The 24,005-nt window shown below is 72.2% G+C and carries 19 protein-coding genes; 15 read left to right on the forward strand and 4 right to left on the reverse strand.

Going from position 1 to position 24,005, the window contains the following annotated elements:
* Positions 1-33: 33 nt before the first annotated feature.
* The gene (locus tag WMF14_RS31285) at positions 34-1,695 is read right to left on the reverse strand and encodes a Ppx/GppA phosphatase family protein (protein ID WP_437792132.1); all 1,662 of its coding nucleotides are present in this window, start codon (positions 1,693-1,695) and stop codon (positions 34-36) included.
* A 50-nt stretch (positions 1,696-1,745) separates the two neighbouring features.
* Here WMF14_RS31285 and WMF14_RS31290 point away from each other — a divergent pair, with 50 nt between their 5' ends.
* From WMF14_RS31290 to WMF14_RS31325, 8 genes are all read left to right on the forward strand, one after another.
* Positions 1,746-2,366 (forward strand): hypothetical protein, encoded by a 621-nt coding sequence (locus WMF14_RS31290; RefSeq protein ID WP_437792135.1) that lies wholly within the window; start codon positions 1,746-1,748, stop codon positions 2,364-2,366.
* Positions 2,363-2,629 (forward strand): hypothetical protein, encoded by a 267-nt coding sequence (locus tag WMF14_RS31295; RefSeq protein WP_272094565.1) that lies wholly within the window; start codon positions 2,363-2,365, stop codon positions 2,627-2,629. Before WMF14_RS31290 ends, WMF14_RS31295 begins: the two co-directional genes overlap by 4 nt.
* A gap of 40 nt (positions 2,630-2,669) precedes the next feature.
* Positions 2,670-2,846 (forward strand): hypothetical protein, encoded by a 177-nt coding sequence (locus tag WMF14_RS31300; RefSeq protein ID WP_437792138.1) that lies wholly within the window; start codon positions 2,670-2,672, stop codon positions 2,844-2,846.
* Between the two features lie 445 nt (positions 2,847-3,291).
* On the forward strand, positions 3,292-5,661 hold the full coding sequence (locus tag WMF14_RS31305; protein WP_437792140.1) for a hypothetical protein: 2,370 nt from the start codon (positions 3,292-3,294) through the stop codon (positions 5,659-5,661).
* Between the two features lie 187 nt (positions 5,662-5,848).
* Positions 5,849-7,915: a toxin-antitoxin system YwqK family antitoxin gene (locus tag WMF14_RS31310; protein ID WP_437792143.1), complete on the forward strand. Its 2,067-nt coding sequence runs from the start codon at positions 5,849-5,851 to the stop codon at positions 7,913-7,915.
* Positions 7,916-8,252: 337 nt separating this feature from the next.
* On the forward strand, positions 8,253-9,662 hold the full coding sequence (locus WMF14_RS31315; protein WP_437792146.1) for an MBL fold metallo-hydrolase: 1,410 nt from the start codon (positions 8,253-8,255) through the stop codon (positions 9,660-9,662).
* Positions 9,659-10,183, forward strand: coding sequence for a YeeE/YedE thiosulfate transporter family protein (locus WMF14_RS31320; protein WP_437792148.1), 525 nt, complete (start codon positions 9,659-9,661; stop codon positions 10,181-10,183). The genes WMF14_RS31315 and WMF14_RS31320 overlap by 4 nt, the downstream gene beginning before the upstream one ends.
* A complete protein-coding gene (locus WMF14_RS31325; RefSeq protein ID WP_437792151.1) occupies positions 10,180-10,722 on the forward strand; it encodes a DUF6691 family protein in 543 nt (180 codons plus the stop codon). Before WMF14_RS31320 ends, WMF14_RS31325 begins: the two co-directional genes overlap by 4 nt.
* A gap of 60 nt (positions 10,723-10,782) precedes the next feature.
* Here the strand turns inward: WMF14_RS31325 and WMF14_RS31330 are convergent, their stop codons facing one another.
* Together WMF14_RS31330 and WMF14_RS31335 are read right to left on the reverse strand one after the other, a co-directional pair.
* Positions 10,783-11,727, reverse strand: a complete 945-nt coding sequence (locus tag WMF14_RS31330) for a hypothetical protein (protein WP_437792154.1) — start codon at positions 11,725-11,727, stop codon at positions 10,783-10,785.
* Positions 11,728-12,070: 343 nt separating this feature from the next.
* On the reverse strand, positions 12,071-13,090 hold the full coding sequence (locus tag WMF14_RS31335) for a class I SAM-dependent methyltransferase (RefSeq protein ID WP_437792157.1): 1,020 nt from the start codon (positions 13,088-13,090) through the stop codon (positions 12,071-12,073).
* A gap of 153 nt (positions 13,091-13,243) precedes the next feature.
* Here WMF14_RS31335 and WMF14_RS31340 point away from each other — a divergent pair, with 153 nt between their 5' ends.
* From WMF14_RS31340 to WMF14_RS31355, 4 genes are all read left to right on the forward strand, one after another.
* Positions 13,244-14,254 carry a hypothetical protein gene (locus WMF14_RS31340; RefSeq protein WP_437792159.1) on the forward strand — a complete coding sequence of 337 codons (1,011 nt, stop codon included), beginning with the start codon at positions 13,244-13,246 and terminating at the stop codon, positions 14,252-14,254.
* 263 nt (positions 14,255-14,517) lie between these two features.
* Positions 14,518-15,042, forward strand: a complete 525-nt coding sequence (locus WMF14_RS31345; RefSeq protein ID WP_437323671.1) for an Lrp/AsnC family transcriptional regulator — start codon at positions 14,518-14,520, stop codon at positions 15,040-15,042.
* Positions 15,039-16,061 carry an N-acetyltransferase family protein gene (locus WMF14_RS31350; RefSeq protein WP_437792162.1) on the forward strand — a complete coding sequence of 341 codons (1,023 nt, stop codon included), beginning with the start codon at positions 15,039-15,041 and terminating at the stop codon, positions 16,059-16,061. The genes WMF14_RS31345 and WMF14_RS31350 overlap by 4 nt, the downstream gene beginning before the upstream one ends.
* Positions 16,062-16,261: 200 nt before the next feature.
* Positions 16,262-17,335 (forward strand): lipase family protein, encoded by a 1,074-nt coding sequence (locus WMF14_RS31355; RefSeq protein ID WP_437792165.1) that lies wholly within the window; start codon positions 16,262-16,264, stop codon positions 17,333-17,335.
* 147 nt (positions 17,336-17,482) lie between these two features.
* On the opposite strand, the gene WMF14_RS31360 is transcribed toward WMF14_RS31355, so the two are convergent.
* Entirely contained in the window at positions 17,483-19,102 is a 1,620-nt protein-coding gene (locus WMF14_RS31360) for an ABC-F family ATP-binding cassette domain-containing protein (protein WP_437792168.1), read from the reverse strand.
* 464 nt (positions 19,103-19,566) lie between these two features.
* Between WMF14_RS31360 and WMF14_RS31365 the strand changes: the two genes are divergently transcribed.
* The 3 genes from WMF14_RS31365 to WMF14_RS31375 all read left to right on the forward strand — a co-directional run bounded on the left by WMF14_RS31365 (position 19,567) and on the right by WMF14_RS31375 (position 23,799).
* Entirely contained in the window at positions 19,567-21,153 is a 1,587-nt protein-coding gene (locus WMF14_RS31365; RefSeq protein ID WP_437792171.1) for a serine/threonine-protein kinase, read from the forward strand.
* Positions 21,154-21,211: 58 nt separating this feature from the next.
* On the forward strand, positions 21,212-22,147 hold the full coding sequence (locus tag WMF14_RS31370; protein ID WP_437792173.1) for a tetratricopeptide repeat protein: 936 nt from the start codon (positions 21,212-21,214) through the stop codon (positions 22,145-22,147).
* Positions 22,148-22,218: 71 nt separating this feature from the next.
* The gene (locus WMF14_RS31375; RefSeq protein ID WP_437792176.1) at positions 22,219-23,799 is read left to right on the forward strand and encodes a hypothetical protein; all 1,581 of its coding nucleotides are present in this window, start codon (positions 22,219-22,221) and stop codon (positions 23,797-23,799) included.
* The last annotated feature ends 206 nt before the right edge of the window (positions 23,800-24,005 follow it).

Below are 24,005 nucleotides of genomic sequence, written 5' to 3' on the forward strand. Positions count from 1 at the left end.
CGTCAGCCGTCGCGAGCGCGGCGGTGCCTCGCATCAGCCTCCCGCGTTCGCGGCCGAAGGCGGGCGCGATCTCGGCGTGGCGTCGACCATCCGGACCTCCAGGCCGAGCGCGTCGCGCAGCATCCCCGCCTTCGCGACGACCGTCCACTCCTCGAGCGCCCGGTCCTCCGCGCCCTGCACCTCGATCACCAGCGTGTCGCCCTCGATGCGGCCGGTCACCTCCGCGACCTTGGCCCGGTGCTCGCGATCGAGCGCGTCGGCGATGCGGAGGATCGACGCCATCGACTTCACCTTGGCGCGCGCGTCCCGCGAGAGCGCGCGGAAGTTGTCGTGATCCATGCTGGGCGGCGACTTCCTGTGGTAGCGCGCGATGTTCGCGACGATCGCGCGCTCCTCCGGGGTCAGGCCCATGAGGTCGCTGTGGACGATGACGTAATAGCTGTGCTTGTGGTGCCCCTCGTAGCGGACGAAGTCGCCGATGTCGTGGAGCAGGGCCGCCGCGCGCAGGAGGATCCGGTCGCGCTGGCCGAGGCGGTGGCGCGGCGCTAGGTCGTCGAACAGCCGCTCGGCGAAGCGGGCCACGAGCGCGCCGTGCTTCTCGTCGAAATGGTAGCGGCGGCCGAGCCGGACGCAGGCGTCGCTGACCGCGGCGGCCTCGCCGCGGAAGTCGGGCCCGTGGAAATGGGCGTGGGCGAGATCGACGAGCACGCCCTCCTTGAGCCCGACCCCGGGAGCGACGATGACCCGCTGCGCGAACGCCCGGGCGATTCGGCCCAGGATCGTCGCCGCGGGGACGATGGTGTCGGCGCGGTCCGGGCGCAGGCCGTAGATCTGCGCGCGTTCCTCGGGCGTCTTGGATGCCATCTCGTCGAGCAGGCGGGACATCGCGGGCACGTCGATCGCCCGCCCCTCCGGGGGCGCGCCCGGCGCGGGGCAGAGATCCGCGAGCGTCTCGATGTTGCCGCCCGTGCCGACGAGCAGATCGATCCCCGAGCCCGACCCCTCGCCGAGCAGCTCCACGATCTCGCGCGTGGCCTCGACCATGACGCGATCGACGTACTCCTCGACGAGCCGCCGGTGCCCCGCGTCGACCGGGCGGCGATCCTCGAGGAAGGCCTCGACCATCCGCACCGTCCCCACGGGGAGCGAGCGCGAGAAGACGGCTCCGCGGCCGCGGAGCAGCGTGAGCTCGGTGGAGCCGCCGCCGATGTCGACGAGGAGCGCGGTCCGCTCGCCGAGCGCGACGCGCTCACGGACGGCGAGCTGGACCAGGCGCGCCTCCTCGACCCCCTCGATGACCTCGATATGGACGCCGGCCTCGCGCGCGGCGCGCTCGACGAAGAGGTCGCCGTTCTGGGCCTCGCGCGCGGCGCTCGTCGCCACCGCGCGGTAGCGGTCGACCTTGGCCGCATCCATCGCCGTGCGGAAGCGCCGGAGCGCCTCGCAGGCGGCGCCGATGACCCCCGACTCGAGCCGGCCCTTCGTGAACACGTCGTGCCCGAGACGCACCGACGCCCGATCCGCATGGACATCGCGGAACGGGTGGAAGCGCGGCGCGTCGGGTGCGCCGGTCGCGGACCCGGCGAGCGCCGGATCCCAGCCGGCCCCGAACGCCCCGAGCGCCGGAGGATCGACGTCGACGATGCGAAGTCGGATGGCGTTGGATCCGATGTCGATCGCAGCGAGCCGCGCCATGTCGGGAGAAGTAGCGAAGCTCCGGGCGGTTGGCTACTCTCATGCCGCTCATGTCGAGGAAGCTTCATCAAGGCTCGGGGGCTCGCCATCTCGGCCCCCTTCAGCATCGGCCTTCAGCGCGCGAGCTCGCGCCCGGGCAGGCTCGGGACGCGCGCCGTCTCCTCGGCGGCGCGCGAGGGGCGGCGCGCCTCGCGCTGGGGATCGCGACCGCGGCGCTCGCGCTGGGGGCGTGCAGCGGCGGCGAGGCGCGCGCGCCGAACCCGATGCGCGCCCTCGACGAGCGCAGAGCGATCGAGGTGATCCGCCGGGCGATGGCGCACGAGGGCGCGCAGCCGGCGCGCGGGCGCGAGGTCGAGCTGACCAGCGGGCAGAAGGTGCGCGTCGATGTCGGCGTGCAGAGCCGCTCGTACGGCGTCGTCTACGTGACCGAGGAGGACGCCCAGGCGCTCGGCGCCGCGATCCCGCCGCCGAACGGCCGGGACGAGAAGCTGCGCATCGTCCGCGGCGGGGCGGACGGGGCCATCCGGCTCGTGCTCCTCTATCAGCAGAACTACCTCTACGACGACCTCGTCGGCGAGTCGCACGAGCGCACGACGATCACCGCCGAGCGCGAGCTGACGCGCGACGTGCAGGACTTCATCACCTACGCGCGGACGCAGAAGTTCCAGTGAGCGAGCTCGAGGAGGGCGGGGCGGCGCGAAGTCGGGGGCGCCGGAGAGAGCGAGACGCCGAGGAGCGCGCGCGACGCGCGCTCGGCGGCGGGGGGTTGCTCCTCGTGGCCGGGCTCGCGCTGGTCGGCGTCGGGCCGTCGGACGCGGGCATGGCGCTCACGGTGCTCGCGCTCGTGGTGCTCATCTACGGGATCCACAGCTTCGGCCGGCTGGGGACGGAGCGGGACGGGCAGAGCGAGCAGGCGCGGGCTCCGTCGCGTTGAGGCTTGCAGAGCGCGGCGCGTTCGAGCAGCATCCGCCGCCATGCATCGCCCTACGCGCCAGCACCAGCACCTCACCCTCAAGGTCACCCAGAAGCAAGAGAGGAGCGCCCAGAGCTCCCGGAAGCCCGGCCGCAAGCACAAGCGCTGGGGCAAGTTCCTCACCCAGTACGCGCCGCTCGTCGCTGGCGCCGAGACGACCGCCTCCGCCGAGAGCTGAGCTCCCGCCGCCGGCCGAGGACGCCCTGGCGCCCGGCCTTCACGATTCCTTCCTACACGTAATTTTGCGATAACATCGCACATCAGAGCACGCCGCCTCCGCATCCGACGAGGCGGCGGCGCCTCCGCCCGCGATGGAGGCTGCGCTGCCCGTGTCGTGACGGCGGCGCCTCCGCCCTCGATGGCCGGTATGCCGCCCATGCCGCGACGGCGGCTGTGCCGCCACTGTGTGACGCCCCCGCAGCGCCGCGCTCTCTCCATGGTTCGTGGATTTTCGTGATGGTGTCGCGCTCATCTCGCCACGTAGCCAAGAGAACGCCCCCTCTCGGCGTCTGATACGCGATCGCCAGGCAGCCTGTCATCCACTCCGCGCGAGACGGGCTCGCCGGCTCCGCGCGCATGGCGCGCGAAAGGGCCCACTCCATCTCTCGCGCAAGGAAGGATCCATGCCCGCTCGTCCTCCGTCCCGTGCTGCCCGCGCGGCAGCGTCGCTTTTGTGCTCCCTCGTCGTCGGCGGCACATCGCTCCTCCCGGGGTGCCTGAGCCGCCCGATAGCCCATCAGGACACGCGCACGACTGGCACCGTCGTCGAGCGGCTCCCGCGGCGCGTCGACAAGATCGATCTCCTCCTGACCATCGACAACTCGTCGTCGATGAAGGACAAGCAGGACATCCTCGCGCTGGCCGTTCCCGACCTCGTGAGGCGCCTGGTCGACCCCCGGTGCATCGATCCGCTGAACCCCCTGGATTCGTCCCCGCCGCGGGAGGACGGCAGCTGCCCGAGCGGCAAGGAGCGCGAGTTCGAGCCCGTCGTCGACATTCACATCGGCATCCTCAGCACGAGCCTCGGCAGCCATGGCGCGGACTCGTGCCCCGACGGGCCGCTGGTCTTCAACAACGACAAGGGACACCTCATCGCCCGGAGCGACAGGGACGACCACAATGACGCAGACAACGACCCGCCGACCTACCAGAACATGGGATTCCTCGCCTGGGATCCAGAGCAGAAGCTCAGCCCCGCGGGCGAGTCGATCCTCGACGACAGCGCGGGGCGCGGCCTCGTACCGACGCTGACGAACATGGTCCGAGGGGTGGCCGACAACGGCTGCGGCTTCGAGTCGCAGCTGGAGAGCTGGTACCGCTTCCTCGTGGACCCCGCGCCCTACGAGACCCTCGAGGTGGTGAACGGCAAGGCGGAGCGGCGCGGCCTGGACAAGAAGCTCCTGGATCAGCGCAAGGCGTTCCTGCGGCCGGACTCGCTCCTCGCGATCGTCATGCTGTCGGACGAGAACGACTGTTCCATCAAGGAGGGAGGGAACGCCTTCTGGGTCGCGAGGCAGAAGGACGAAAACGACAACCTTTTTCGGATGTTCGCGCCGCGCAGGGAGTGCGCGGAGAAGGGCCTGGATGACCCGTGCTGCAAGTCCTGCGGGGCGCCCAGGGGCGAATGCCCGCTGGACGAGGAGACCTGCGGCCCGGATGGACAGCCCAAGACGCTCCTCCCGAACGAGGACCCGCACAACCTGCGCTGCTTCGACCAGAAGCGCCGGTTCGGCATCGATCTGCTCTACCCGATCGACCGCTACACGGACGCGCTCACGCAGGCGCGGATCCAGGATCACCAGGGCAACGTCGTCGACAACCCGATCTTCTCGGATCTCGACCCGGACGACGAGAACAGCGCGGTCCGTCCGCCGGAGTACGTGTTCTTCGCGGGCCTCGTGGGCGTCCCGTGGCAGGACATCGCGCGCCAGGACGACGCGGGTCAGCCCGATCTCCGGGAAGGCAGGGACCAGGACGGCAACCTCGTCGGCGGCTTCAAGAGCGCCAAGGAGCTGAGCGCTCCGAACGCGGGATTCGCGAGCACCTGGGACATCATCCTCGGAGATCCGAAGTCGCGCCGGAGCCCCGGCGATCCCCACATGATCGAGTCGCCGATCCCCCGCGAGGGCGAGAACCCGATCACCGGGACGCGCATCGCCAGCCCGGACTCGCCGGACGGCGCCAACACCATCAACGGCCATGAATGGAACCCCAACCCGGGTTTCGGCGACCTCCAGTACGCTTGCACGTTCCCGTTGCTCCAGCCCGTGATGGGCGATGACTGCAAGGGCAATGAAGACCGAGACAGCCCCCTGTGCAAGGACAACCCCGACGGCACCGACAGCAACCTCCAGGTCAGCGCGAAGGCCTATCCGGGCCTGCGGCAGCTCGAGCTCATCCGGAACCTGGGGGAGCAGGGCATCGTCGGCTCCGTGTGCCCGGCGCAGCTCGAGTCCCCGGAAGAGGGCCGGCTCGACTTCGGCTATCGGCCGGCGATCGGCGCGATCGTCGATCGCCTGAAGACGAAGCTCGGCGGGCAGTGCCTGCCCCGCGCGCTCCAGCCGAACGAGAGCGGACAGGTCAGCTGCCTCGTCCTCGAGGCGCGGAGCACGGCCGAGGGGAAGTGCGGCTGCGACGGGCTCACGGCGCGGCGGGAGGTGCTCCACGAGAACCTCGCCGCGAAGCAGAGGGTGCTCGCGGATCCGGTGGCGGCGGTGAACGGCTGGAACTGCGTCTGCGAGGTCGAGCAGCTGGAAACGCCGGACGAGCTCGCGGCTTGCCAGAACACGGTGCCTCCGGCGCCGGTCGAGGTCGGCGGCGAGAAGGTGCACGGGTGGTGTTATGTCGACCCGCGGCTCGGCCTCGGCCAAGAAGAGGTCGTCGCCAAGTGCCCGTCCACGGAGCGCCGCCAGATCCGGTTCACCGGCGACGGCGAAGCCCTGGATGGCGCGACGCAGTTCGTCATCTGCTCCGGCGACACCGCCAACCAGTAGCGCGGCGCACGCTCTAGCGCTCCGCTCCGCTCCGCTGCGCTGGACGCGGCATTTGAGGTGGTCGAGCTTCGGTCCTTCGGAGCGGCGCAGGGGCAGGCGCCGCTCGTCCCCAACCTGCGCTTCGTGGATCTTTGCAATCAGCGTGAAGGGCCGCCTTCTCGGCGCGAAAGCCGATAGACTGCGATGCGTGGACTCCACCTCACACCACGGCGCGGAGCGGCCTCCGTCGGTCCCGCCTTCAGCCAGGTACGACCCCGAGCACGGCACGTTCGAGCTCGTGGTGACCGACGCCGACGGCCGTCGTTCGGGCGAGTGCCACGTGTACCGCGCGAGCGACGGCTCGTTGCTCTCGCGCTGCTGCTACGCGGGCGGAGTGAAGGAGGGGCCGTTCACCTTGTTCCACCCGAACGGTCAACCCGCGCAGCGCGGGCGCTACCGGGGCGGCGAGCTCGACGGCGAGGTGGTTGTGTACGGCAGCGACGCTCCAACGGAGCTCAGGCTACGACCGTGCTGTGTGCCGCCTGGCGCCTGGGAGCTGCGAACGCGCTACCGGCAAGGGAGCATCGTACGCCAGGTCTTTCACGACCGCGACGGGCACCCGATCTCCGCGGACGGCTCCCGCTGGCCCGACAGACCCGCCGGCGTCGCCGGAGAGGCCGACTACGACCACGGCTCGCAACGATGGCTGGTCCGCGAGGAGGACGAAGCCTCGGCGTCGCTCATCGACCGTTACTTCACGTGCGAGGGCAAGCCCTCTCAGGAGATCGAGATCCGCGCTGGCGCGCGTTATCGCGAGCTCCGGTACGACGCGCTGGGCCGCCCTTCCGAGGAGCGGCACCTCGATCCGCAGGGACGCTTCCACGGCCCGTCCGTCCGCTGGTTTCCCGATCCGGACACGAGCCCTTACCTCGACCGGCGCGTGCGCGAGGAGCGCGGCCAGTACACGCACGGTCACCCGGTCGGTGCGTTCACCGCGCTCGACGCGGACGGGGCGCTGGTGGTGCGACGCGAGCTCGGCGCGGCGCTCGACGAGGCGAGCCTCGGCGCGTCGCCCGCGCTCGCCGAAGACCTCGCGGCGTGGGACGCCGAGCGCGTCTGGGCCCTCGCGCGAGAGCTCTTGCAGGATGGCCGCGCGCGCGAAGCCTGCTGCGCCGCGGCCCGCGCGGCGGCCTGCGGGGGCGAGCGAGAGAGGCTCGTCGAGTTCCTGCGCGCCGCGACGCTGCAGCCGAAACCCGAGGTCGTGGAGCAACGCGGGCGAGCGCTGCTCGAGGCGTCCGACGCGACCGCGCTCGGCGTCCTGGACGAGCTCTTGCTCGGCGCCGAGCCGAGCGCGGCTTACCGCACGCTCGCCGCCGTCTTCCGGGGCTCGCGCCGCGTGGCGCTCTCGCTCGTCGAGGCGGCGCTGCTGCTCGTGCCCGACCGCCGCTCGACCTGCATCACGCGCGCGCTCCTGCGGCTCGAGCTCGGCGACACGCGCGGGGTGCTCGAGGACGCCGACCGCATCGAGGCCGAGGCCCCCGCGGTGGCCGAGCACCTCAGGACCTTCGTGCGGCTGCTGTACCCCGAGTTTACTTTCTGGCCGGCGCGCCAGGCCATCGATCCGGTGCCCGGCGACGCGTCGGTCACTGTCGAGCTCGACCAGCCGATCGAGCAGGTTCGGCAGAAGATCCAGCTCTACGCCACCCGCTTGCTGCGCCTGCGCGAGGCCGTGCAGCGCAGCCTGCCGGGCACGGAGCCCCGTCCGTGGCTCCCGCCCGACCTGTCGCACCTCTTGCCGGACGGGCCGGTGGAGCTCGCGCGGACGGAGGCGACCTTGACCGAGGAGACCGAGAATGGCGTCGAGACCGTCGAGCTCACCGTGGACGAGACGCTCGACCCAGGAGCCCTGCCGGTCTCTCTCCTGATGCGGAGGGCCCGAGCCGAGTGGGCCGCCCTCTGCTGGCTTTGCTGGTCGGCCGGCCTCGACCAGGTCGCATTGCCGGATCGCATCGCGCAACGGCCCGACTTCACCGCGGCGGTCAACATGTCGCTCACCCGCTGGTTCCGCGCGCGCGATCAGCTGCAGAGCGGCGGGCTCGTCAGCCGGGCGCGCGGCGTGCCGGGCTTCGCCTGGGAAGGGCACGACATCGGCGAGCTCGACCCCACGCTCGCGGCCATCGCCGCCGACGAATACTTCGAGATGCGCTGTCTCTTCGTGTGGCTCATGTTTCCGGAGAACGTCTCCCCGTTCCAGAGCGACATCCGCGCTGCGTGAGCGCCGACTCAGGGCGGTCGACGCCCCCGGCTCGCAAGGCGATCTGCCTGATGGCTTTGCGCTCCGCGCGGGACCACGAGCCAAAGTCGATGATCACGGCGACGCCCGCTCCGAGCAGATCCTCTGCACGACGAAGCATGGGCCCCTGGAGGAGGAAACGGGACGGGTAGTCGACCAAGCTCCTCGTGGCGCACCATCTCGCCACAGGGGACAGATCGAGGTGTGGCGGTCCTGCGCGCGACGGGTGACCCCTTGAGCTCGCGCGTCCAGCCGATCGGCCGCAGCCGTTGGTCTGGCGCCTCGCTTGCATCCGCTCCCGCGCATGCATCTACACCGGATGAAGACTCCAGGTCTCGCTCACATCGCCTACCTGCTCGGCAACAAGGGCGAGGCGATCGTGGTCGACCCGCGGAGGGACATCGACGAGGTCCTCGCGGCGGCGAGAGAGAAGGACCTCGTGATCAAGTTCATCCTCGAGACGCACCGCCACGAGGACTTCGTCATCGGGTCTGGCGCCCTCGCGAAGGCGACGGGCGCGAAGATCGTGAGCGGAGATCATCCGCTCTTCGGACAGAGCGACATCCGGATGCGGGACGGCGAGGAGCTCGACCTGATCGGGCTGCGCGTCCGAGCGCTTCATACGCCGGGGCACACGCCGGAGAGCACCTGTTACGCCGTGTTCCTCCCGGACGCGCCTGGGCGCGCCTTTGGCGTCTTCACCGGCGATACGCTGTTCATCGGGGAGACTGGCCGGACCGACCTGCCCGACCGCGAGAAGACCAGCGACAACGCGCGCCTCCTCTTCGCGTCGGTGCACGAGAAGCTCCTCCCGCTCGGCGATCAGGCCCTCCTCTGGCCCGCCCACGGCTCCGGCTCGGCCTGCGGGGGGAACATCGCGGAGCGCGATGACTCCACGCTCGGCCTCGAGCGGGCCTACAATCCCGTCTTCGTGAGGTCGGTCGACGACTTCGTCCGTGCCAAGGTCGCGGAGCGCATCCCGCGCCCACCCTATTTCAGCTTGATGGAGAAGCTGAACCTCGAAGGGGGCAAGCCGCTCGCCGCGAAGCCCGGCGACGTCCCTTCCCTGCCGCCGAAGAAGTTCGCGTCAGACTCGAAGCAGGGGCTGGTGCTCGACGCGCGCGACCCCGAGGCGTTCGCGTCGGGGCACCTGCCCGGCTCGTTCAACCTCTGGCTCGCTGGGCTCCCGGTGTTCGGCGGGTGGATCGCGGACGAGACGACGCGGGTCTACCTCGTCCTCCCGCGCGCCACGGACGTGGAGGCGGCGTTCCTGCATCTCGCGCGCGTCGGCGTCGATCGCGTCTCCGGCGTGCTCGCCGGGGGGTTCGACGCATGGCGAGACGCGGGCATGCCCATCGAGAGGACGGGCACGATGACCCCGCGCGAGCTCCACGACGCGAGCGACGCGTTCACCGTGCTCGACGTCCGCGATGATCAGGAGTTCGAGTCGGAGGGGCACATCGAAGGCGCGCGGCACATGTACGTGGGATATCTCGATGAGCACTTCGAGAAGATCCAGCCCGCGCTGCCGCGTCATGGCCGCATCGCGCTCGTCTGCAGCGTCGGGCACCGCGCTGGCCTCGCGACGAGCATCCTCCGGCGCCGCGGCTTCACCGAGGTCACCAATGTCCTCGGCGGGATGACGGCGTGGGAGAAGCTCGGGTTGCCGAGGAGGCAGGGCCCCGAACGCACGGTGACCACCGTGGATATCGAAGGAGCACGACGATGAGCTCGCAGGGAGGCGCGCGCTGGGCGCCGGAGATCGCAGGACTCGCGATCGGAGCGCTGGAGACGTTCGCGATGGGGACCGCGAAGCGGCCTCTCGGCGTGACGTCCGCGTTCGAGACGGCGGCGAGCACGCTGGCGCGCCGGCTCGCGCCGCAGGCCAGCCGAGTGAACGAGTTCGTGGCCAAGCGTGAGGCGACGCCGAAGATCGACTGGGAGGTGCTGCTCGCCCCGGGCATCGTTCTTGGCGCGTTCCTCGCCTCGCGCGCCTCGGGCACGCGAGGATCCACGCTGCCGGACGCATGGCGGGCGCGGTTCGGGGAGAGCCACGGAAAGCGCTACGCTGCCGCGTTTTGCGGTGGCGCCCTGATGATGTTCGGCGCGCGGCTCGGCAAAGGATGCACCAGCGGGCACGGCATCAGCGGGACGATGCAGCTCGCCGCGGCGAGCCTCGCGTTCGACGTCGCGATGGGCGTGAGCGCCGCCTTGACGGCGAAGCTCCTGTTTCGAGGAGATGGGCGATGAAGCGGGATCCGCTCGGAAAACTGGCGCTCGGCCTCGCGACCGGGACGGCGTTCGGCGCCTTTCTCCAGCGAGGAGGGGCCTCGGACGCCGACCTCATCATGAGCCAGCTCCTGCTGCGCGACGGCGCCGTCGCGCGGATCATGTCGACGGCGGCGGCTGCCGGCTCGATCGGGACGCACACCTTGCGCGCAGCCGGCGCGACCGAGCTCGACGTGAAGCCGTTCCAGGTTCGTTCGGTGATCCTGGGCGGTGTGGCGTTCGGCGCCGGGATGGCGGTCCTCGGTTATTGCCCCGGCACGACCCTCGCCGCTGTCGGCGAAGGCCGACGCGACGCGATGTTCGGGCTGCTCGGGATGGTCGCGGGAGCGCTCGCCTTCATCCGCGTGTACCCGCACATCAAGGAGGTGGTCGAGGCGACGGACCTGGGCAAGGTCACCGTCCCTTCGGCGACGAAGACGTCCCCTTGGCCCTGGGTGGCTGGCCTCGCCGGGCTCGCCGCCGCAGCGGCGCTCGTCAGCCGCGCGCGGGCGGCGCGATGAGCCAGTCGAGGTGCACACCCGCCAGCCGAGACGCTCGGATTTGAACGCAACGAGGACGCTTCAGTCGAGGGCCATCACCGCGGTCTCGCCCCCGATGTCCAGGCGCGAGAGAAGCGATTCTATGGCCTCCATGGACAGGGGGGACCCCCTCACCATCAACGCGGATTCACGCACCCTGGTGAGCGCAGGGAGCCAGTCGAAGCCCGTGAGCTCACCCGAGCTCACGAGACGGAGCTCACCCACCTCCGCGAGGGCGTCGAACCCGTCGAGGCCCGGGCCTTCCAGCAGATGCATCTGAAAATTCGCGCCGACGCGGCGCAGGTTGCGCAGCGCGGTGAAGTCGTCCGTGTGGTTGCGGAAGAGGGTCAGCGAGCCGTCGATGTGGACGAGGGAGGAGAGCGGCTCCAAGGCGCCCGCCGTCGTGTCGCTCAGGTGGATCGAGCCCCGGAAGCGGGTGCATCCGGCCGCGCTCGTATAGGGCTCGATCAGCAGATCGCCCGGCTGGCCACACACGACCGCATCGGCATCGGGGTCCGGCGGCTCCTTGGGAACGGCGTTCGTGAGGGACACCAGCGCGCCGCTGCGCACGTGCGACGACGCGAAGGACTCCAACGCTTCAGCGGTCAGACTCGCGTTGCGCCGAGCGATCATGGAGGCGCCGATCTCCGCGAGAGCAGGAAGCCACGAGAAGTCGGCAAAGCCGCTCTGGTAGAGCCACAGCCCGGAGACGTACTGGATCGACTCCAGGCCGCGCAGGGCCTCCGGCGCCGTCACGACCAGCAACCGACCTTCGATCCGCGTCAGGTTGGACAGAGGTCCGAGATCCTGAGGAGGCGAATAGAGCAGCAAGGATCCCTCTATTTCCCTGAGATCCGTGAGCGCGTCGATCGCCTCGGGGCCGCCCAGGCCCAGCAGATGCAGCGTGCCGAGAAAGCGCGTACAGCCACGCAAGCGCTCCAGCTCGGGCGCGGGCCCGGTCGTGTCTTGAAGGAGGTTCGCGCCCACCGCGATCACCTCTCCCGCCGTCCCGCAGTCACGACCCTCGGGAGATCCCGCTTGCCCGCCCCCGGATGGCTCGGCGGCCCCGGAGCCGCCGCTGCCAACCGCCGCGCCGCCTCCGCCGCCCGCGCCGGCGCTCGAAGCTCCCGTGGAGGCGCCGCCTGCCGCTCCGCTCGGGCCGTCGGGGGTGGTGCCACAGGCCGCAGCACCGAGGAGCAGCAACCCCGCCGCACCGCTCAGCCCGCGCCGCGACATGTGCATTTCCCCTCTTCCCCTCGCATGGTCGCTCGATTCTAACAGAGCTCTCACGCGCGAGGCACGCTGGACTGAAGCGGCGCCGGCGGGCGGGCTAGTTGCCTGCCGTGTGGGCGATCGCGAAGATGAGGTTGCGCTCGAGCCGGATGCCCTGCGGCGTGCGGAGCGCCTCGAGCTCCTTCGCGAGCCGCTCGCGCACCTCGCGCTTCTCCTCGGGGGTCAGGTGCGAGAGGTGGTTGCCGAACGAGCTCGAGCCGCTGTGCTTCAAGATCTCGTCGACGTCGGCGGCGTGGTCGACGAAGGTGAGGATCTCCACCGTGTCGGCGATGAAGCCGGCGCGCTCGAGCAACGCCCGGACCTCGTCGACCGTCAGCTTGTACGGGCGATTGCCCTGCGCGTCTCTCCCGAGGTCGGCCAGCACCTTGCGCTGGATCGGCTCGAGCTGGTGCGGCTTCTCCCGCGATCCCGTGCTGAATCCGAGCTTGCCGCCCGGCTTCAACACGCGCGCCGCCTCGGCGATGGCGCGCTCCTTCTGAGCGTCGTTCAGCCAGTGAAGGACGCTGTTCAGGTACACGACGTCAAAGCTCTTCGTGGCGAAGGCGGAGAGGTCCTCCGCGCGGCCGACCGCTGTCGCGAGGTTCACGCGGGCCTTCTGCCGTGCGATGTCGACGCGGAGCGGCAGGGGATCGATGGCGGTCACGCTGCCCTCGGGGCCGACGATCTCTGCCACGTGAGCGGCGAGCCGGCCGGTGCCCGCGCCCACGTCGAGCACACGCTGGCCGCGCCGCACGCCCAGCGTTTCGATGAGGAGCTTGCCGTGGTTGAACTGCCGGTCGCTGCCGTGCTCGTAGGCCTGGGCGAGCTCAGGGGTGTCGAGAGAGAGGCTGATGGTGGTCATCCTGGCCGCCCGAGCAGGGCCCGTGCCTGCGCCCGGCGGCGCGCCGGCAGGGCCCGCGCGCCGGGGCGCCGCGCGGGCGGCGAGGGCCCGCGCGCGGCAGATCGCGATCGCCGCTGCTCGCGGGACAGCAGCGATGCTGCTCTGGTGCTGCGCCGCGAGCAGCGTGGCCGCACGGGGAAGGCGGCGGGCAGGGACGGCGCTCGCCAGGACGCTCACCGCTCGTCGATGCGCCGCCGAAATCACCAGCTCACAGGTGCAGGCCAGAGCGGCTTGCAGGACTCAATCCTGCAGCGAGCAGGCGGGCTCGATGTCGAGCGCCGCTCGATGCGGCGCAGCGCAAGAGCAAGGCTTCAGGCTAGGATGCGCGTCATGGGTACGGCGCTGACGGTGGAGCGCTACGCGGAGATGCGCGCGCAGATGGAAGCCGGAAGGCTCCGCGACGAGGTGCTCGCGCGCGCCGGGCTCACGGCGGACGAGTGGACGGCCGCGCAGCGCGAATGGCTCGAGCGGATGGGCGCGGAGCTCGAGCGCGGCAGTTCGGAGCTGACCAACCGCTACACACAGGCCTTCCTCGAGCACCTGCGGGCGTTCGTCGCGGCCTCGCCGCCGGTGAGGGCGCCGTCCGGTCGAGCGCCGGCCGCGCCGCGGCTCGCCGCGCCCGCGCCGCGCCTCACGGCGCCGGCCACGCCCGCGGCGCCGGCCACGCCCGCGGCGCTGGCCACGCCCGCCGGCACAGCCCCGCTCCCAGACATGCGGGCGATCGTCGCCGCCCTGCCCTTCGTGCCGAACGCGCCGCCCGGTCGAGCGCCGGCCGCACCGCGGCTCGCCGCGCCAGCGCCGCGCCCCGCGGTGCCGGCCACACCCGCGGCTCTGGCCGCGCCCGCCGGCACAGCCCCTCTCCCAGACATGCCGGCGCTCGTCGCCGCCCTGCCCTTCGTGCCGAACGCTCCGCCCGGTCGAGCGCCGGCCGCACCGCGGCTCGCCGCGCCAGCGCCGCGCCCCGCGGCGCCCGCCACACCCGCGGCGTCGGCCGCACCCGCTGGCACAGCCCCGCTCCCAGACATGGCTGCGCTCGTCGCCGCGCTGCCCTTCGTCCCGGCGTCCGAAAAGCGGGGCGCCCCCGCGCCCACGCCCACGCCGAGCGCCGCGGCCCACACGGCGCCCGCCCTCTCGCTGGAGCAGTACGCCGCGCTCTGCGCGGAGCTCTCGCTGCACCCGCGGAGCGCCGCGACGATCTACGTGCGGTACGGCCTCCGCGACGCGGCCGCGTGGCAGGCCACGGACGCCGCGTGGCAGGCCCGGATGCGCGGCGACTCCGCCCTCGAGGCACGCTGGCAGCAGCTCATCGCCCATTACCGAGCCCACTACAGGGCTCGCTGAGCCGACCCGCTCGCCGAGACCACGCGCGGCGACCCCGCAGCTCTTCGCGCCCCGCGGCTGGCCTGCCGCGCCGCCACACGCCGTCGAGACCGGCTCCTCCACCGGACCCAAGACGCGAAGACCGGCGAGGCGTGCCTCACGGCCCAGGGCGGCGGCTTCACACGGGCCGTCGCGCCGCATCGGCGGCGCGACGCTTCGCTGCGCCTGACTTGCAAATCGAAAATTTTCATTCGATTCTGCATTCACTTCCAATGACAGCAACCATGGATGCCATCGATCTGAAAGCGATCCACCTCCTCGCCCGCGACGCCCGCCGGTCGTGGGCGGACCTCGGCGAGGCGGTCGGCCTCTCGGCGCCCGCCGCGGCCGAGCGGGTGCGGCGGCTCGAGGAGCGCGGCGTCATCACGGGGTGGGAGGCGCGCCTGGACGCCCGGGCCGTGGGCGCCGGGCTCACGGCCTTCATCTCCGTCTCGATCGCGAACCGCCGCGGTCGGGGCGAGTTCCTGCGCGCCGTCGAGCGCGCGCCCGAGATCCAGGAGTGCCACCACGTCGCCGGCGACGAGGACTACCTGCTCAAGGTGCGCTGCCGTGACACCGAGGCGCTCGAGCGCCTGCTCACGCAGGAGCTCAAGGCCCACGACGGCGTGGTGCGCACGCGCACGACGGTCGTCCTGTCCACCGCCAAGGAGACCGCGCTCCCGCCCCTGCCGTCCGAAGAGGCGCGCGACGGCGAAGCGCGCCCCCGCAAGGCGCCCGGCCGCGGGGCCTCCCGGAAGGAGGCGCCGTGAGCGACGAGAGACTGCCGCCCTTCGCGGATCGAAGTGATCCCGGCGATCGTGGCGATCGTGGCGATCGCCGCGAGCGTCCGCTCGACGAGCGCGACCTCGCGGCGCTCGCGGCCGCCATCGAGGGCGCCGCGATCGCGCAGCGCGATTTCTCGCACGCGCGCCACCTGCTCCTCGCCCTGCACTACGTGCGCGCCCACGGGCCCGAGGGGGCGCTCGCGCGCATGCGCTCCGCGCTGCAGGCCTTCAACGCCCGGCACCCGCCGACCTACGGCTACCACGAGACGATCACGGCCGCCTGGCTCACGCTCGTCGCCGGCCACGCCGCCGAGCACCGAGGGGCCGCCGTCCACGACCTCGCGGAGGGCCTCCTCGACCGCTACCGCAGCAGCAAGGCGCTCTTCGCCCATTACTCTCGCGCGCGGCTGCTCTCGGACGACGCCCGCGCCGCGTTCGTCGCGCCCGACCTCGCGCCCCTCCCGGCGCCAGGCGACAGCGTGCGCATCCGCCTGGCGACCGAGGCCGATCTCGCGGCGATCGAGGAGATCTATGCGTTCTACGTCGAGCGCTCGACCTGCACCTTCGCCACCATCGTCCCGACCCCGGCGGAGCGGCGCGCCTGGCTCGCGGCGCACGGCCCCCTGCACCCCGCCACCGTGGCCGTCGAGGGCGACGGGGCCGGAGCCGTGGTCGGCTGGGGCTCGCTCTCCCAGTGGAACCCGCGCGAGGCCTACGCCCGCTCCGTCGAGAACTCGGTCTACGTGCGCGACGGCCTCCAGCGGCGGGGGCTCGGGCGCCGCATCCTCGCCGATCTCGTGAGCCGCGCGATCTCGCTCGGCCACCGCACGATCATCGCGCAGATCGCCGGCGACCAGGCGGCGAGCGTCGCGCTGCACCGCGCGCTCGGGTTCGAGGACGCCGGGTTGCTCCGCGACGTCGGGCACAAGTTCGACCGCTGGCTCGACGTGATCCTGATGCAGCGTGCGATTCCTTACTCTGCAAGCGATGGCCAGCAGCCGTGAGATAACTCACGCGCTCGCAATCACCATCAACGAATTCGAATTGCGTCGCCTGAACGCGCACAGAAACGCACCCATCGTCATCGAAGGGATCGCCTCGGGATTCAACGCATCGAGGGCTCGCGGCGAGGCCGGCTCGGGTCGTCCGGAGCAAATGGCACAGTGGCGCCGCCCCCACCGAGCGCAGAAAGCGACAGCACATCATGTTCGTCACCAACGTCGAGCGCCGAGAGGAGCGCAAAGGGGCCCCTGCCAGCGGGAGGGCCATCGACCTGCTGGGCAAGATGGAGCGGAACGAGCGAGAGTACGACGAGGCGATCGCGTATGCCCTCTCGCTCGCGTCGGCGTGGTCCTACGCGGACCCGCAGATGCTCCACGACGTCATGAACAGCCTCGGGTTCGAGAACCGGTGCTACGCCATCACGCTGAACAACGATGCCCGCTTCGCGCGGACGAGCGCATCGCTCCTCCAGCACGTCGATGGCTCGGCGGCGATCCTGTGTTTCCGCGGCACAGAGCCGGCGAACCCCATCGACCGGCTGGCTGACGCCAGCGTCGCGCCGGATCGGCTCCACGCGTGGGACGCCGTGCGGAGCGGCGTTTACCGCAGCCGCAAGCCGATGGCGCGCTACATCGCCTGCCGTCTGAGGAGGGCGATGAACGCGCGATCGGTCGTCGACCAGGAGGGCGAGCTCGTATCGGTGGACGCCCCCGCAGGCTCCGACGCGGCCGGCGAGCGCCTCAAGTACCACCTGAAGGCGCTCTACATCACAGGACACGGCCTGGGTGGCGCGCTGGCGGCCCTCGCTGCGGCCATGATCTTCCAGGACAAGGAGCACGAGGACATCAGGAACGTGGTGCGCGGCATCTACACGTACGGGCAGCCGCGCATCGGAAACGAGATCTCGGCCCGGAGATGTCAGAATACTTACGGACACCTGCTCTACCGCCATATCCTTACGCTCCGCGATATCCATGCCAATGACAGCGTGCCGATGTTCCCTCCGCCGTCGATCGGGAGGGTCGAGCACTTCGGTCACGAGCTCCGATCGAGCGCGGCAGGCTGGGTGTTCTCGGAGCAGCCCGTGCGGCGGGCCGACACGGCGCTCTTCGGCTCCGCGGTGGACGTCCTGGCCTGGGTCGAGCAGCGGCTCTCCCTGGTCCGCCGACTGCAGCTGCCGTTCTCGTCGGACGACCACGCCCCGCACAGGTACGTGAGCGTCTCCCAGCGTTCGTTGCGTCTGCGCCGGTCGGAGCTCGGTGGAGAGAGCAGTTGAGAGGGAGGTCGAGCCACGGTGATAGCCACCGTGGCCGTGCCCCGAGCGGACGAACGGCTCCGCACGGGCCCTGGAGCGCGCTTTCGAACACGTCCCGGGGCTCGCGCGCCCAGGGCGGCTCGCGCGCCCAGGGCTCCGGCGGGCGCGCTACGAGGCCTTGGCGTTCTTCAGCGCTTCCGGGTTCCCCGGCCCCTCGAGGTACTCGTCGTACGTGCCGTTGAAGACGCGCGGCTCCTTCGCCGACAGATCGAGCACGCGGGTGCCGAGCTTGCCCACGAAGTGCCGGTCGTGGCTCGTCACGACGACCGTCCCCTTGTACTCGACGAGCGCCTGGAGGAGCGCGTCGATGCTCTCGACGTCGAGGTGGTTCGTCGGCTCGTCGAGCACGACGATGTTGTTCTTCACCAGGATGAGCTTCGCGAGGAACAGGCGCGCCGCCTCGCCGCCGGAGAGGTTCTCCGTCTTCTTGAGCCCGGCCTCGCCGCTGAAGAGCAGCTTCCCGAGCACCGAGCGCACGTGCTCCTTCGGGGCGGTCGGGTCGAAGCGGTACAGCCAGTCGTAGGCCGTGAACCCCGCCTCGATCGCCTCGTGGTGATCCTGCGCGAAGTAGCCGACGTTCGTGTCGTGGCCCCACGTGACGGCCCCGGCGTCCGGCGTGTACTCGCCGACGAGGAGCTTGAGCAGCGTCGACTTGCCGATGCCGCTCGGCCCGATGACCGCGAGCTTGTCGCCGCGGTTCAGGTTGAAATCGAGCTTCTGGATCACGCGCCGATCGCCGAAGCCCTTGGAGAGGCCCTCGACGCGCAGCACGTCGCGGCCGGAGGGCTTCTCGATCTCGAACTTGATGTACGGGCGCACGACGCTCGAGCGCCGCACCTGGATGCCCGCCTCGAGCTTCTCGATCTCCTTCACGCGCGACTGCGCCTGGCTCGACCGGCTCGCGCTCGCGCCGAAGCGGGCCACGAAGTCCTTGAGCTCGGCGATCTTCTTCTTCTTCTGCGCGGCGTCGGCCTCCGACTGGCGCTTGCCGGTCGTCTTCTGCTCGATGAAGTCGTCGTAGTCGCCCGTGTAGAGCGTGACCGTCTGGTAGTCGACGTCGGCGACGTGCGTCGCGATCGCGTTCATGAAGTGCCGGTCGTGGCTGACGACGAGGAGCGTGCCGCGGAAGGTGTCGGTCAGGTACGACTCGAGCCAGCGGATCGAGTCGAGGTCGAGGTGGTTCGTCGGCTCGTCGAGGAGCAGGACGTCCGCGCCCCCGAAGAGCGTCTGGGCGATGAGGACGCGGAGCTTGTACCCGCCCGCGAGCGTGCTCACCGCGCTCGTGTGCCGGGCGGTCGCGATCCCGAGCCCCTCGAGGATCTCGGCGGCGCGCGACTCGGCGGTGTAGCCGTCCTCCTCGCCGATCGTGCCCTCGAGCTCGGCCAGCCGCATGCCGACCTCGTCGGTCATCTCGACCTCGTACAGCCGATCGCGCTCCTGCATCGCGTCCCAGAGCGCCCGGTTGCCCATCAGGACCGTGTCGAGGATCCGGCAGGACTCGTAGGCGAAATGGTCCTGCTTGAGCACCCCGACGCGGAGCTGCTTCGGGATCTCGACCGAGCCCTGATCCGACTCCTCCTCGCCGGAGATGACCTTGAGGAGCGTCGATTTCCCCGCTCCGTTCGCGCCGACGAGCACGTAGCGCTTGCCGGGGTCGAAGCGCATCGTGACGTTCTCGAAGAGAATTTTGGGACCGTACCGCTTGGTGAGCTTTTCGAGCGTGATCATCTCAGCGGCGCCGGGCGTAGCACGTGTGCGCCTGCGGTTCCGGTGAATTCCGGAGGCAGCGCCCCCCCCGGGCGCAGGCGCGTCACCTCGGCGCGCCGGGCGGCGGGCTGGCGACGCGCCGGCGCTTCCTCGTGGTGTTGCGCATGCTCGCTCGATCCCCCCTGTGAGGCCCCTGTGAGGCCGGCGAAGCGTCCCCGTTCGCGCGCGACGTCTAGGTCGTCGGGCGCGTCGGGCCCCGCGCCGCTGCCCGCGAGGCGCGGGATCCGCCCGTTCCGGCGAGCGCGCGGGCGTACCTTGGACGGTTTCACGCACCGCGGCGGCAGACCGGGGTAACATGCGCCGGTCATGCCTCGCGCGCCCGTCAGCCGTCCCCGTCGCCAAAGCCGCGCCGGCCTCGCTGGCTCCGCTGGCCTCACGGGCGAGGCGACGACCCACGTCGCCCGGGCCGGGGGTGATCCTCGCCGATGACCCGGGTCAACCCTGAAGGCTTCCGGCCCGAGGCGCTCGTAGGCCAGGTCCTGCGCGGCAAGTGGCGGCTGGAGCGCCTGCTGGGCTTCGGCGGGATGGCCATGGTCTACGCCGCCACGCACCGCAACGGGATGCGCGGCGCGGTGAAGATCCTCCGCCGCGAGCTGTCCGAGGACGAGGAGGCGCGCTCGCGCTTCCTGCGCGAGGGCTACGTCGCCAACCGCGTCGAGCACCCGGGCATCGTCCGGGTGCTCGACGACGACGTCACCGAGGACGGCTCCGTGTTCCTGGTGATGGAGCTGCTCGAGGGCGAGACCGTCGAGGCGCGCCGCGCGCGGGAGCCGGGCGGCGTGCTCGCCGTGAGCGACGTGCTCGGCATCGCCGACGACCTGCTCGACGTGCTCGCCGTCGCGCACGAGCGCGGGATCGTGCACCGCGACCTCAAGCCGGACAACCTGTTCCTCACGCGCCAGGGCCAGCTGAAGGTGCTCGACTTCGGCATCGCGCGGCTGCGCGAGCTCTCCTCGCCGGCGAACGCCTCCACGCGCGCCGGCACCCTGATGGGGACGCCGCAGTTCATGCCGCCGGAGCAGGCGAGGGGGCAGTGGGACAGGGTCGACCCGCGCAGCGATCTGTGGGCCGTCGGGAGCACGATGTACCAGCTCCTCTCGGGGCGGTACGTGCATGAGGCCGAGACGCTCCCGCTGCTGCTCCTCGCGGCGATGACGCAGCCGGCGCCGCCCGTGGGCAGCGTCCTGCCGGCCCTGCCCCCGCCGATCGCCGGCGTGATGGACGTGGCGCTCGCGTTCGACCCCGACCGCCGCTGGCCGAACGCCAGCGCGATGCAGCGCGCGCTCCGCCAGGCGCGGGGCGGCGCGGCGCTCGATCCGGCCCCGGGCGCGCCCCCTCCCGGACGCGCGCCCCTGCACTCGGAGCACGGGCGCGCGCTCCTGCACTCGGATCCTCCAGGGCGCCCGTCGGCGCAGGCGCGAGGTCCCGGGAGCGGGCCGCGCGGCACGGAGTTCGCCGCGGCGGGCACCGCCAGCGGCGTCGCGGCCGGCGGCGGCGCGGCCAGCACCGGCACGGTCTCGCCGGTCGTGGAGCGCTCGGCCAGCGGGGAGCGCTCCGCGCCGCGCGCGGCGGTCACGGGCGCGCTCCTCGCCGGCGCCGGCGCGCTGGCCGTGGGCGCCCTGGTCGCGCTCGTGTGGTGGCAGCGCGCTGGCGCCAGGGGCGCGGAAGATCCGTCGCATGGCTCCACGGTGGAGGCCGAGCCGCGCCTCACCGCGGGCGCCGGGGCCACGACGGCGCCGCCCGACAGCGCAGGCTCGCCCAGGGCCGGCGTGCAGCCGGCGCCATCCGGCGATGCGGTCCCCGCGATCGCGCCGTCCGCGCCCGCGACCACGCCGGAGCCCGAGGCCGCGCCCACGACGGCCGCGGCGCCGGCGAGCGCGAGCGCGGCCGCGCCGCGGCCCGCCGCCGGGGGCAGGGCGCGATCCCCCGCGACCGCGACGAAGGCGCCCGCAACGCCGACGCCGGCCCCCGCGCCGACGCCGGCGGAGGACCCGTACAACCGGAGACGTTGAGGCCGCACGGATGCGTAGATCGAGCTCGCGTAGACGATTCCCGGCGGAGGTGCTCGCCGTGGGAGGAGCCGTGCTCCTCGCCTGCCCCGACGCCTCCGCGCAGGGGCGCGATCCTGCGGCCGCGGAGGCGCTGTTCGACGCCGGCAGGGCGGCGCTGCAGGCGAAGGACTACGACGCCGCGTGCCCGAAATTCCGGGAGAGCTACGAGCTCGATCCGGCGCCCGGGGCCCTGCTGAACCTCGGCGATTGCGAGGAGAAGCGCGGCAGGGTCGCGACCGCGTGGTCGATCTTCCGGCAGCTCGCGCGCGATCTGCCCGCGAACGACGACCGCCGCCCCATCGCCCAGTCGCGCGCAGCGGCGCTCGAGGCCCGCGTCCCGAGGCTCACGATCCGGCTCGCGCCGGGGGCGCCCGCGGACACGGCGGTGCAGCGCGCGGGGGTCCCGGTCGGCGCGGGCTCGCTGGGCTCGCCGTTGCCGGTGGATCCGGGGGAGGTCCACGTGACGGCAGCGGCGCCGGGCCGGAAGCAGAAGACCTTCACGGTGCAGCTCGCCGAGGGCGCGCAGATCGAGCTGCTCGTGGCGCCGGAGGGGCCCGCGGCCGCCGCGAGCGCGGGGCCTGCGCTCCCGCCGAGGACAGCGCCGCAGGAGGCGGGAGGCTCGCCCCGGCGGACGGCCGGCTGGATCAGCGCCGGCGTCGGCGCGGTCGGGATCGGCGTCGGCGCCGTGTTCGGCGCGCGCGCGATCGGAAAGAAGGCCGACGCAGAGGCGTACTGCGACGAGGACAACGTCTGCCTGGATCAGGGGATCAAGCTGCAGAAGCAGGGCGTGACCGCGGGGACGATCTCGACGGTCGCATTCCTGGTCGGGGCGGCGGCGCTGGGCACGGGCGCGGTGCTCGTCTTCACGGCGCCCTCCTCGGGGCAAGGGTCTGCCCCGCCCCGGGCCACGATCGGCGTGGTGCCGGGAGGCGCCGTGGCGACGGTCGTCTTTTGACGGGAGCTGCGCGGCGCCGCCGCGAGGGAGGGGCCCGGGTGGTGAAGCGGGATCAGAGGAGCGTCCGAGCCGTGTTCTCCGCCGTCCTGCTCGTCGCGGCGGGCGTGGGAGGCTGCAACGCGCTCATCGGCCTCGAGGTCGGCCAGCTGGACGCATCAACGGGCGGCACGGGCGGCGCGGGCGCGGGCGGCAACGCCGGGGGCGGCGGCAGCGACAGCGGCGGCGCGGGCGGCAGCGGCGGAGGCGACGGCGACGGCGGCGGCGCGGGCGCGGGCGGCAACGCCGGGGGCGGCGGCGAGGCGCCGTTCTGCAGCGGGGATCGCGAGGGCGCGATCCGCGGGCCGCAGGCGCGCTGGGGCACGACCCTCGGGCTCGACGTCGCCGACGTCGCGGCGCACGGCGACGGGGTGACGGCCATCGTCAACGAGAAGGGCACGATCTCCGTCGCGCGGTGGGCGCGCGGCGGCACCCGCGATGCCGGGTATGGGCTGACGGCGACCGATCTGCTGGAAGGCGACATCAAGGCCACGCACCTCTCCATCGGCCAGGGGCTCGCCTATGTGGCCGGGTGGTCGGACAGCAGCCCCCAGCTGTCCGGCGCGTCCACCGGGTGCGTCATCACCGGGCGCGCGCTCTCTCACCCGAGCTTCCTCGCTGCGCTCGACGAGAAGGGCCAGTGCCGGTGGGCGTGGTCGCCGAACGGCGGCGCCACCTCCACCCCGCTCGGCCTCGCGGCGGCGCCCGGCGCGGTGGTGATCGCCGCCTCGGTGAAGGGGCCGAGCGTGAACGACGGCACGTGCACCCTCGCGATGGGCGGCGCGGAGACGTCCGTCGGGCTGGCCGCGATCGATCCGGCGGCGGGCGGTTGCCTGTGGGGGATGCCCATCGGCCCGTCGCCGGCCGTGACCGTCGGAGGGCTCCTCGTCGACGAGGCGCGCGGCGAGGTGCTGGCGGTCGGCCGCTACGAGGGGGAGGAGGGCTACGTCGTCGGGGGAGCGCTGCTCCCTCCCTCGCAGGATCGCGATGTGTTCGTTGCGCGCTTCGCGCTGACCGAGGGGTCGCTCAAGGGCATCGACGCGTTCCCCCTCCCCGGGCGTCAGGAGGTGGACCAGCGCGGGGCCGCGCTGCTCCCGGGCGGCGACGTCGTGATCGTCGGTTCCTACGCCGGCTCGCTCGACTTCGGCGAGGGCTGCCCGCCGGCGCCCGACGAGGACGCGCCGAACATGGAGAACTTCTTCGTCATGCGCGTCTCCGGCCCGTCCGTGGTCTGGGGCCGCGGGTTCGGCGACGCGGGGCATCGGCAGTGGGTCACCAGCGTGGCGGCGGCCCCCGATGGCCTGATCTACGTGACGGGGAACTACCAGGGCGAGATCGACCTCGGGAACGGCGGGAAGCTCGTCGCTCCGGCGACGGACGCCGATCCGATGGTCGGGTTTCTGATCGTGCTCGACGCCCGCGGCAACGTCGTCTCCGCCTCCGAGCTGAAGGGGACGGGCGACGCTTACGTGTGGGCGTCCGCGCCCGGCCCGGCCCCCGGCGACGCCCTCTATCTCGGCGGGGAGCTGGGCAGCACCCTCGATATCGGGCGCGACCCGCCGCTCACCGACGCGATGGGGCACGGGTTCGTCGCCGAGCTCCCGGGCGCGCGGTGATCCCCGCTGTCCGGCGCGCCGGGCCGTGAGCGCTCGACGCCCGCCCCCCGCGTCGGCCGCCGCGACCGGATCGCCGCGGCGCGCGCTCCGGCCGATGGCGGACGGCGGAGAGCGCGCCTTTCGGTGGGGGATGCGCCGGAACCCTCTCGACTCCTGGAGCGACGCTCGCCATGAAGTCGATGGTGGCGAGCGAGGCGAGAGCTGCC

Origin of the sequence: Sorangium sp. So ce693 (genome assembly GCF_051521375.1) — a bacterium.
Lineage (GTDB): Bacteria > Myxococcota_A > Polyangia > Polyangiales > Polyangiaceae > Sorangium > Sorangium atrum.

What these genes read in the sequence shown, in the direction of transcription:
- WMF14_RS31285 (WP_437792132.1), bottom strand. Translation starts at nt 1,695, where the DNA reads ATGGCGCGGCTCGCTGCGATCGACATCGGATCCAACGCCATCCGACTT.
- WMF14_RS31290 (WP_437792135.1), top strand. Translation starts at nt 1,746, where the DNA reads ATGTCGAGGAAGCTTCATCAAGGCTCGGGGGCTCGCCATCTCGGCCCC.
- WMF14_RS31300 (WP_437792138.1), top strand. Translation starts at nt 2,670, where the DNA reads ATGCATCGCCCTACGCGCCAGCACCAGCACCTCACCCTCAAGGTCACC.
- WMF14_RS31305 (WP_437792140.1), top strand. Translation starts at nt 3,292, where the DNA reads ATGCCCGCTCGTCCTCCGTCCCGTGCTGCCCGCGCGGCAGCGTCGCTT.
- WMF14_RS31315 (WP_437792146.1), top strand. Translation starts at nt 8,253, where the DNA reads ATGAAGACTCCAGGTCTCGCTCACATCGCCTACCTGCTCGGCAACAAG.
- WMF14_RS31320 (WP_437792148.1), top strand. Translation starts at nt 9,659, where the DNA reads ATGAGCTCGCAGGGAGGCGCGCGCTGGGCGCCGGAGATCGCAGGACTC.
- WMF14_RS31325 (WP_437792151.1), top strand. Translation starts at nt 10,180, where the DNA reads ATGAAGCGGGATCCGCTCGGAAAACTGGCGCTCGGCCTCGCGACCGGG.
- WMF14_RS31340 (WP_437792159.1), top strand. Translation starts at nt 13,244, where the DNA reads ATGGGTACGGCGCTGACGGTGGAGCGCTACGCGGAGATGCGCGCGCAG.
- WMF14_RS31345 (WP_437323671.1), top strand. Translation starts at nt 14,518, where the DNA reads ATGGATGCCATCGATCTGAAAGCGATCCACCTCCTCGCCCGCGACGCC.
- WMF14_RS31355 (WP_437792165.1), top strand. Translation starts at nt 16,262, where the DNA reads ATGTTCGTCACCAACGTCGAGCGCCGAGAGGAGCGCAAAGGGGCCCCT.
- WMF14_RS31360 (WP_437792168.1), bottom strand. Translation starts at nt 19,102, where the DNA reads ATGATCACGCTCGAAAAGCTCACCAAGCGGTACGGTCCCAAAATTCTC.
- WMF14_RS31365 (WP_437792171.1), top strand. Translation starts at nt 19,567, where the DNA reads ATGACCCGGGTCAACCCTGAAGGCTTCCGGCCCGAGGCGCTCGTAGGC.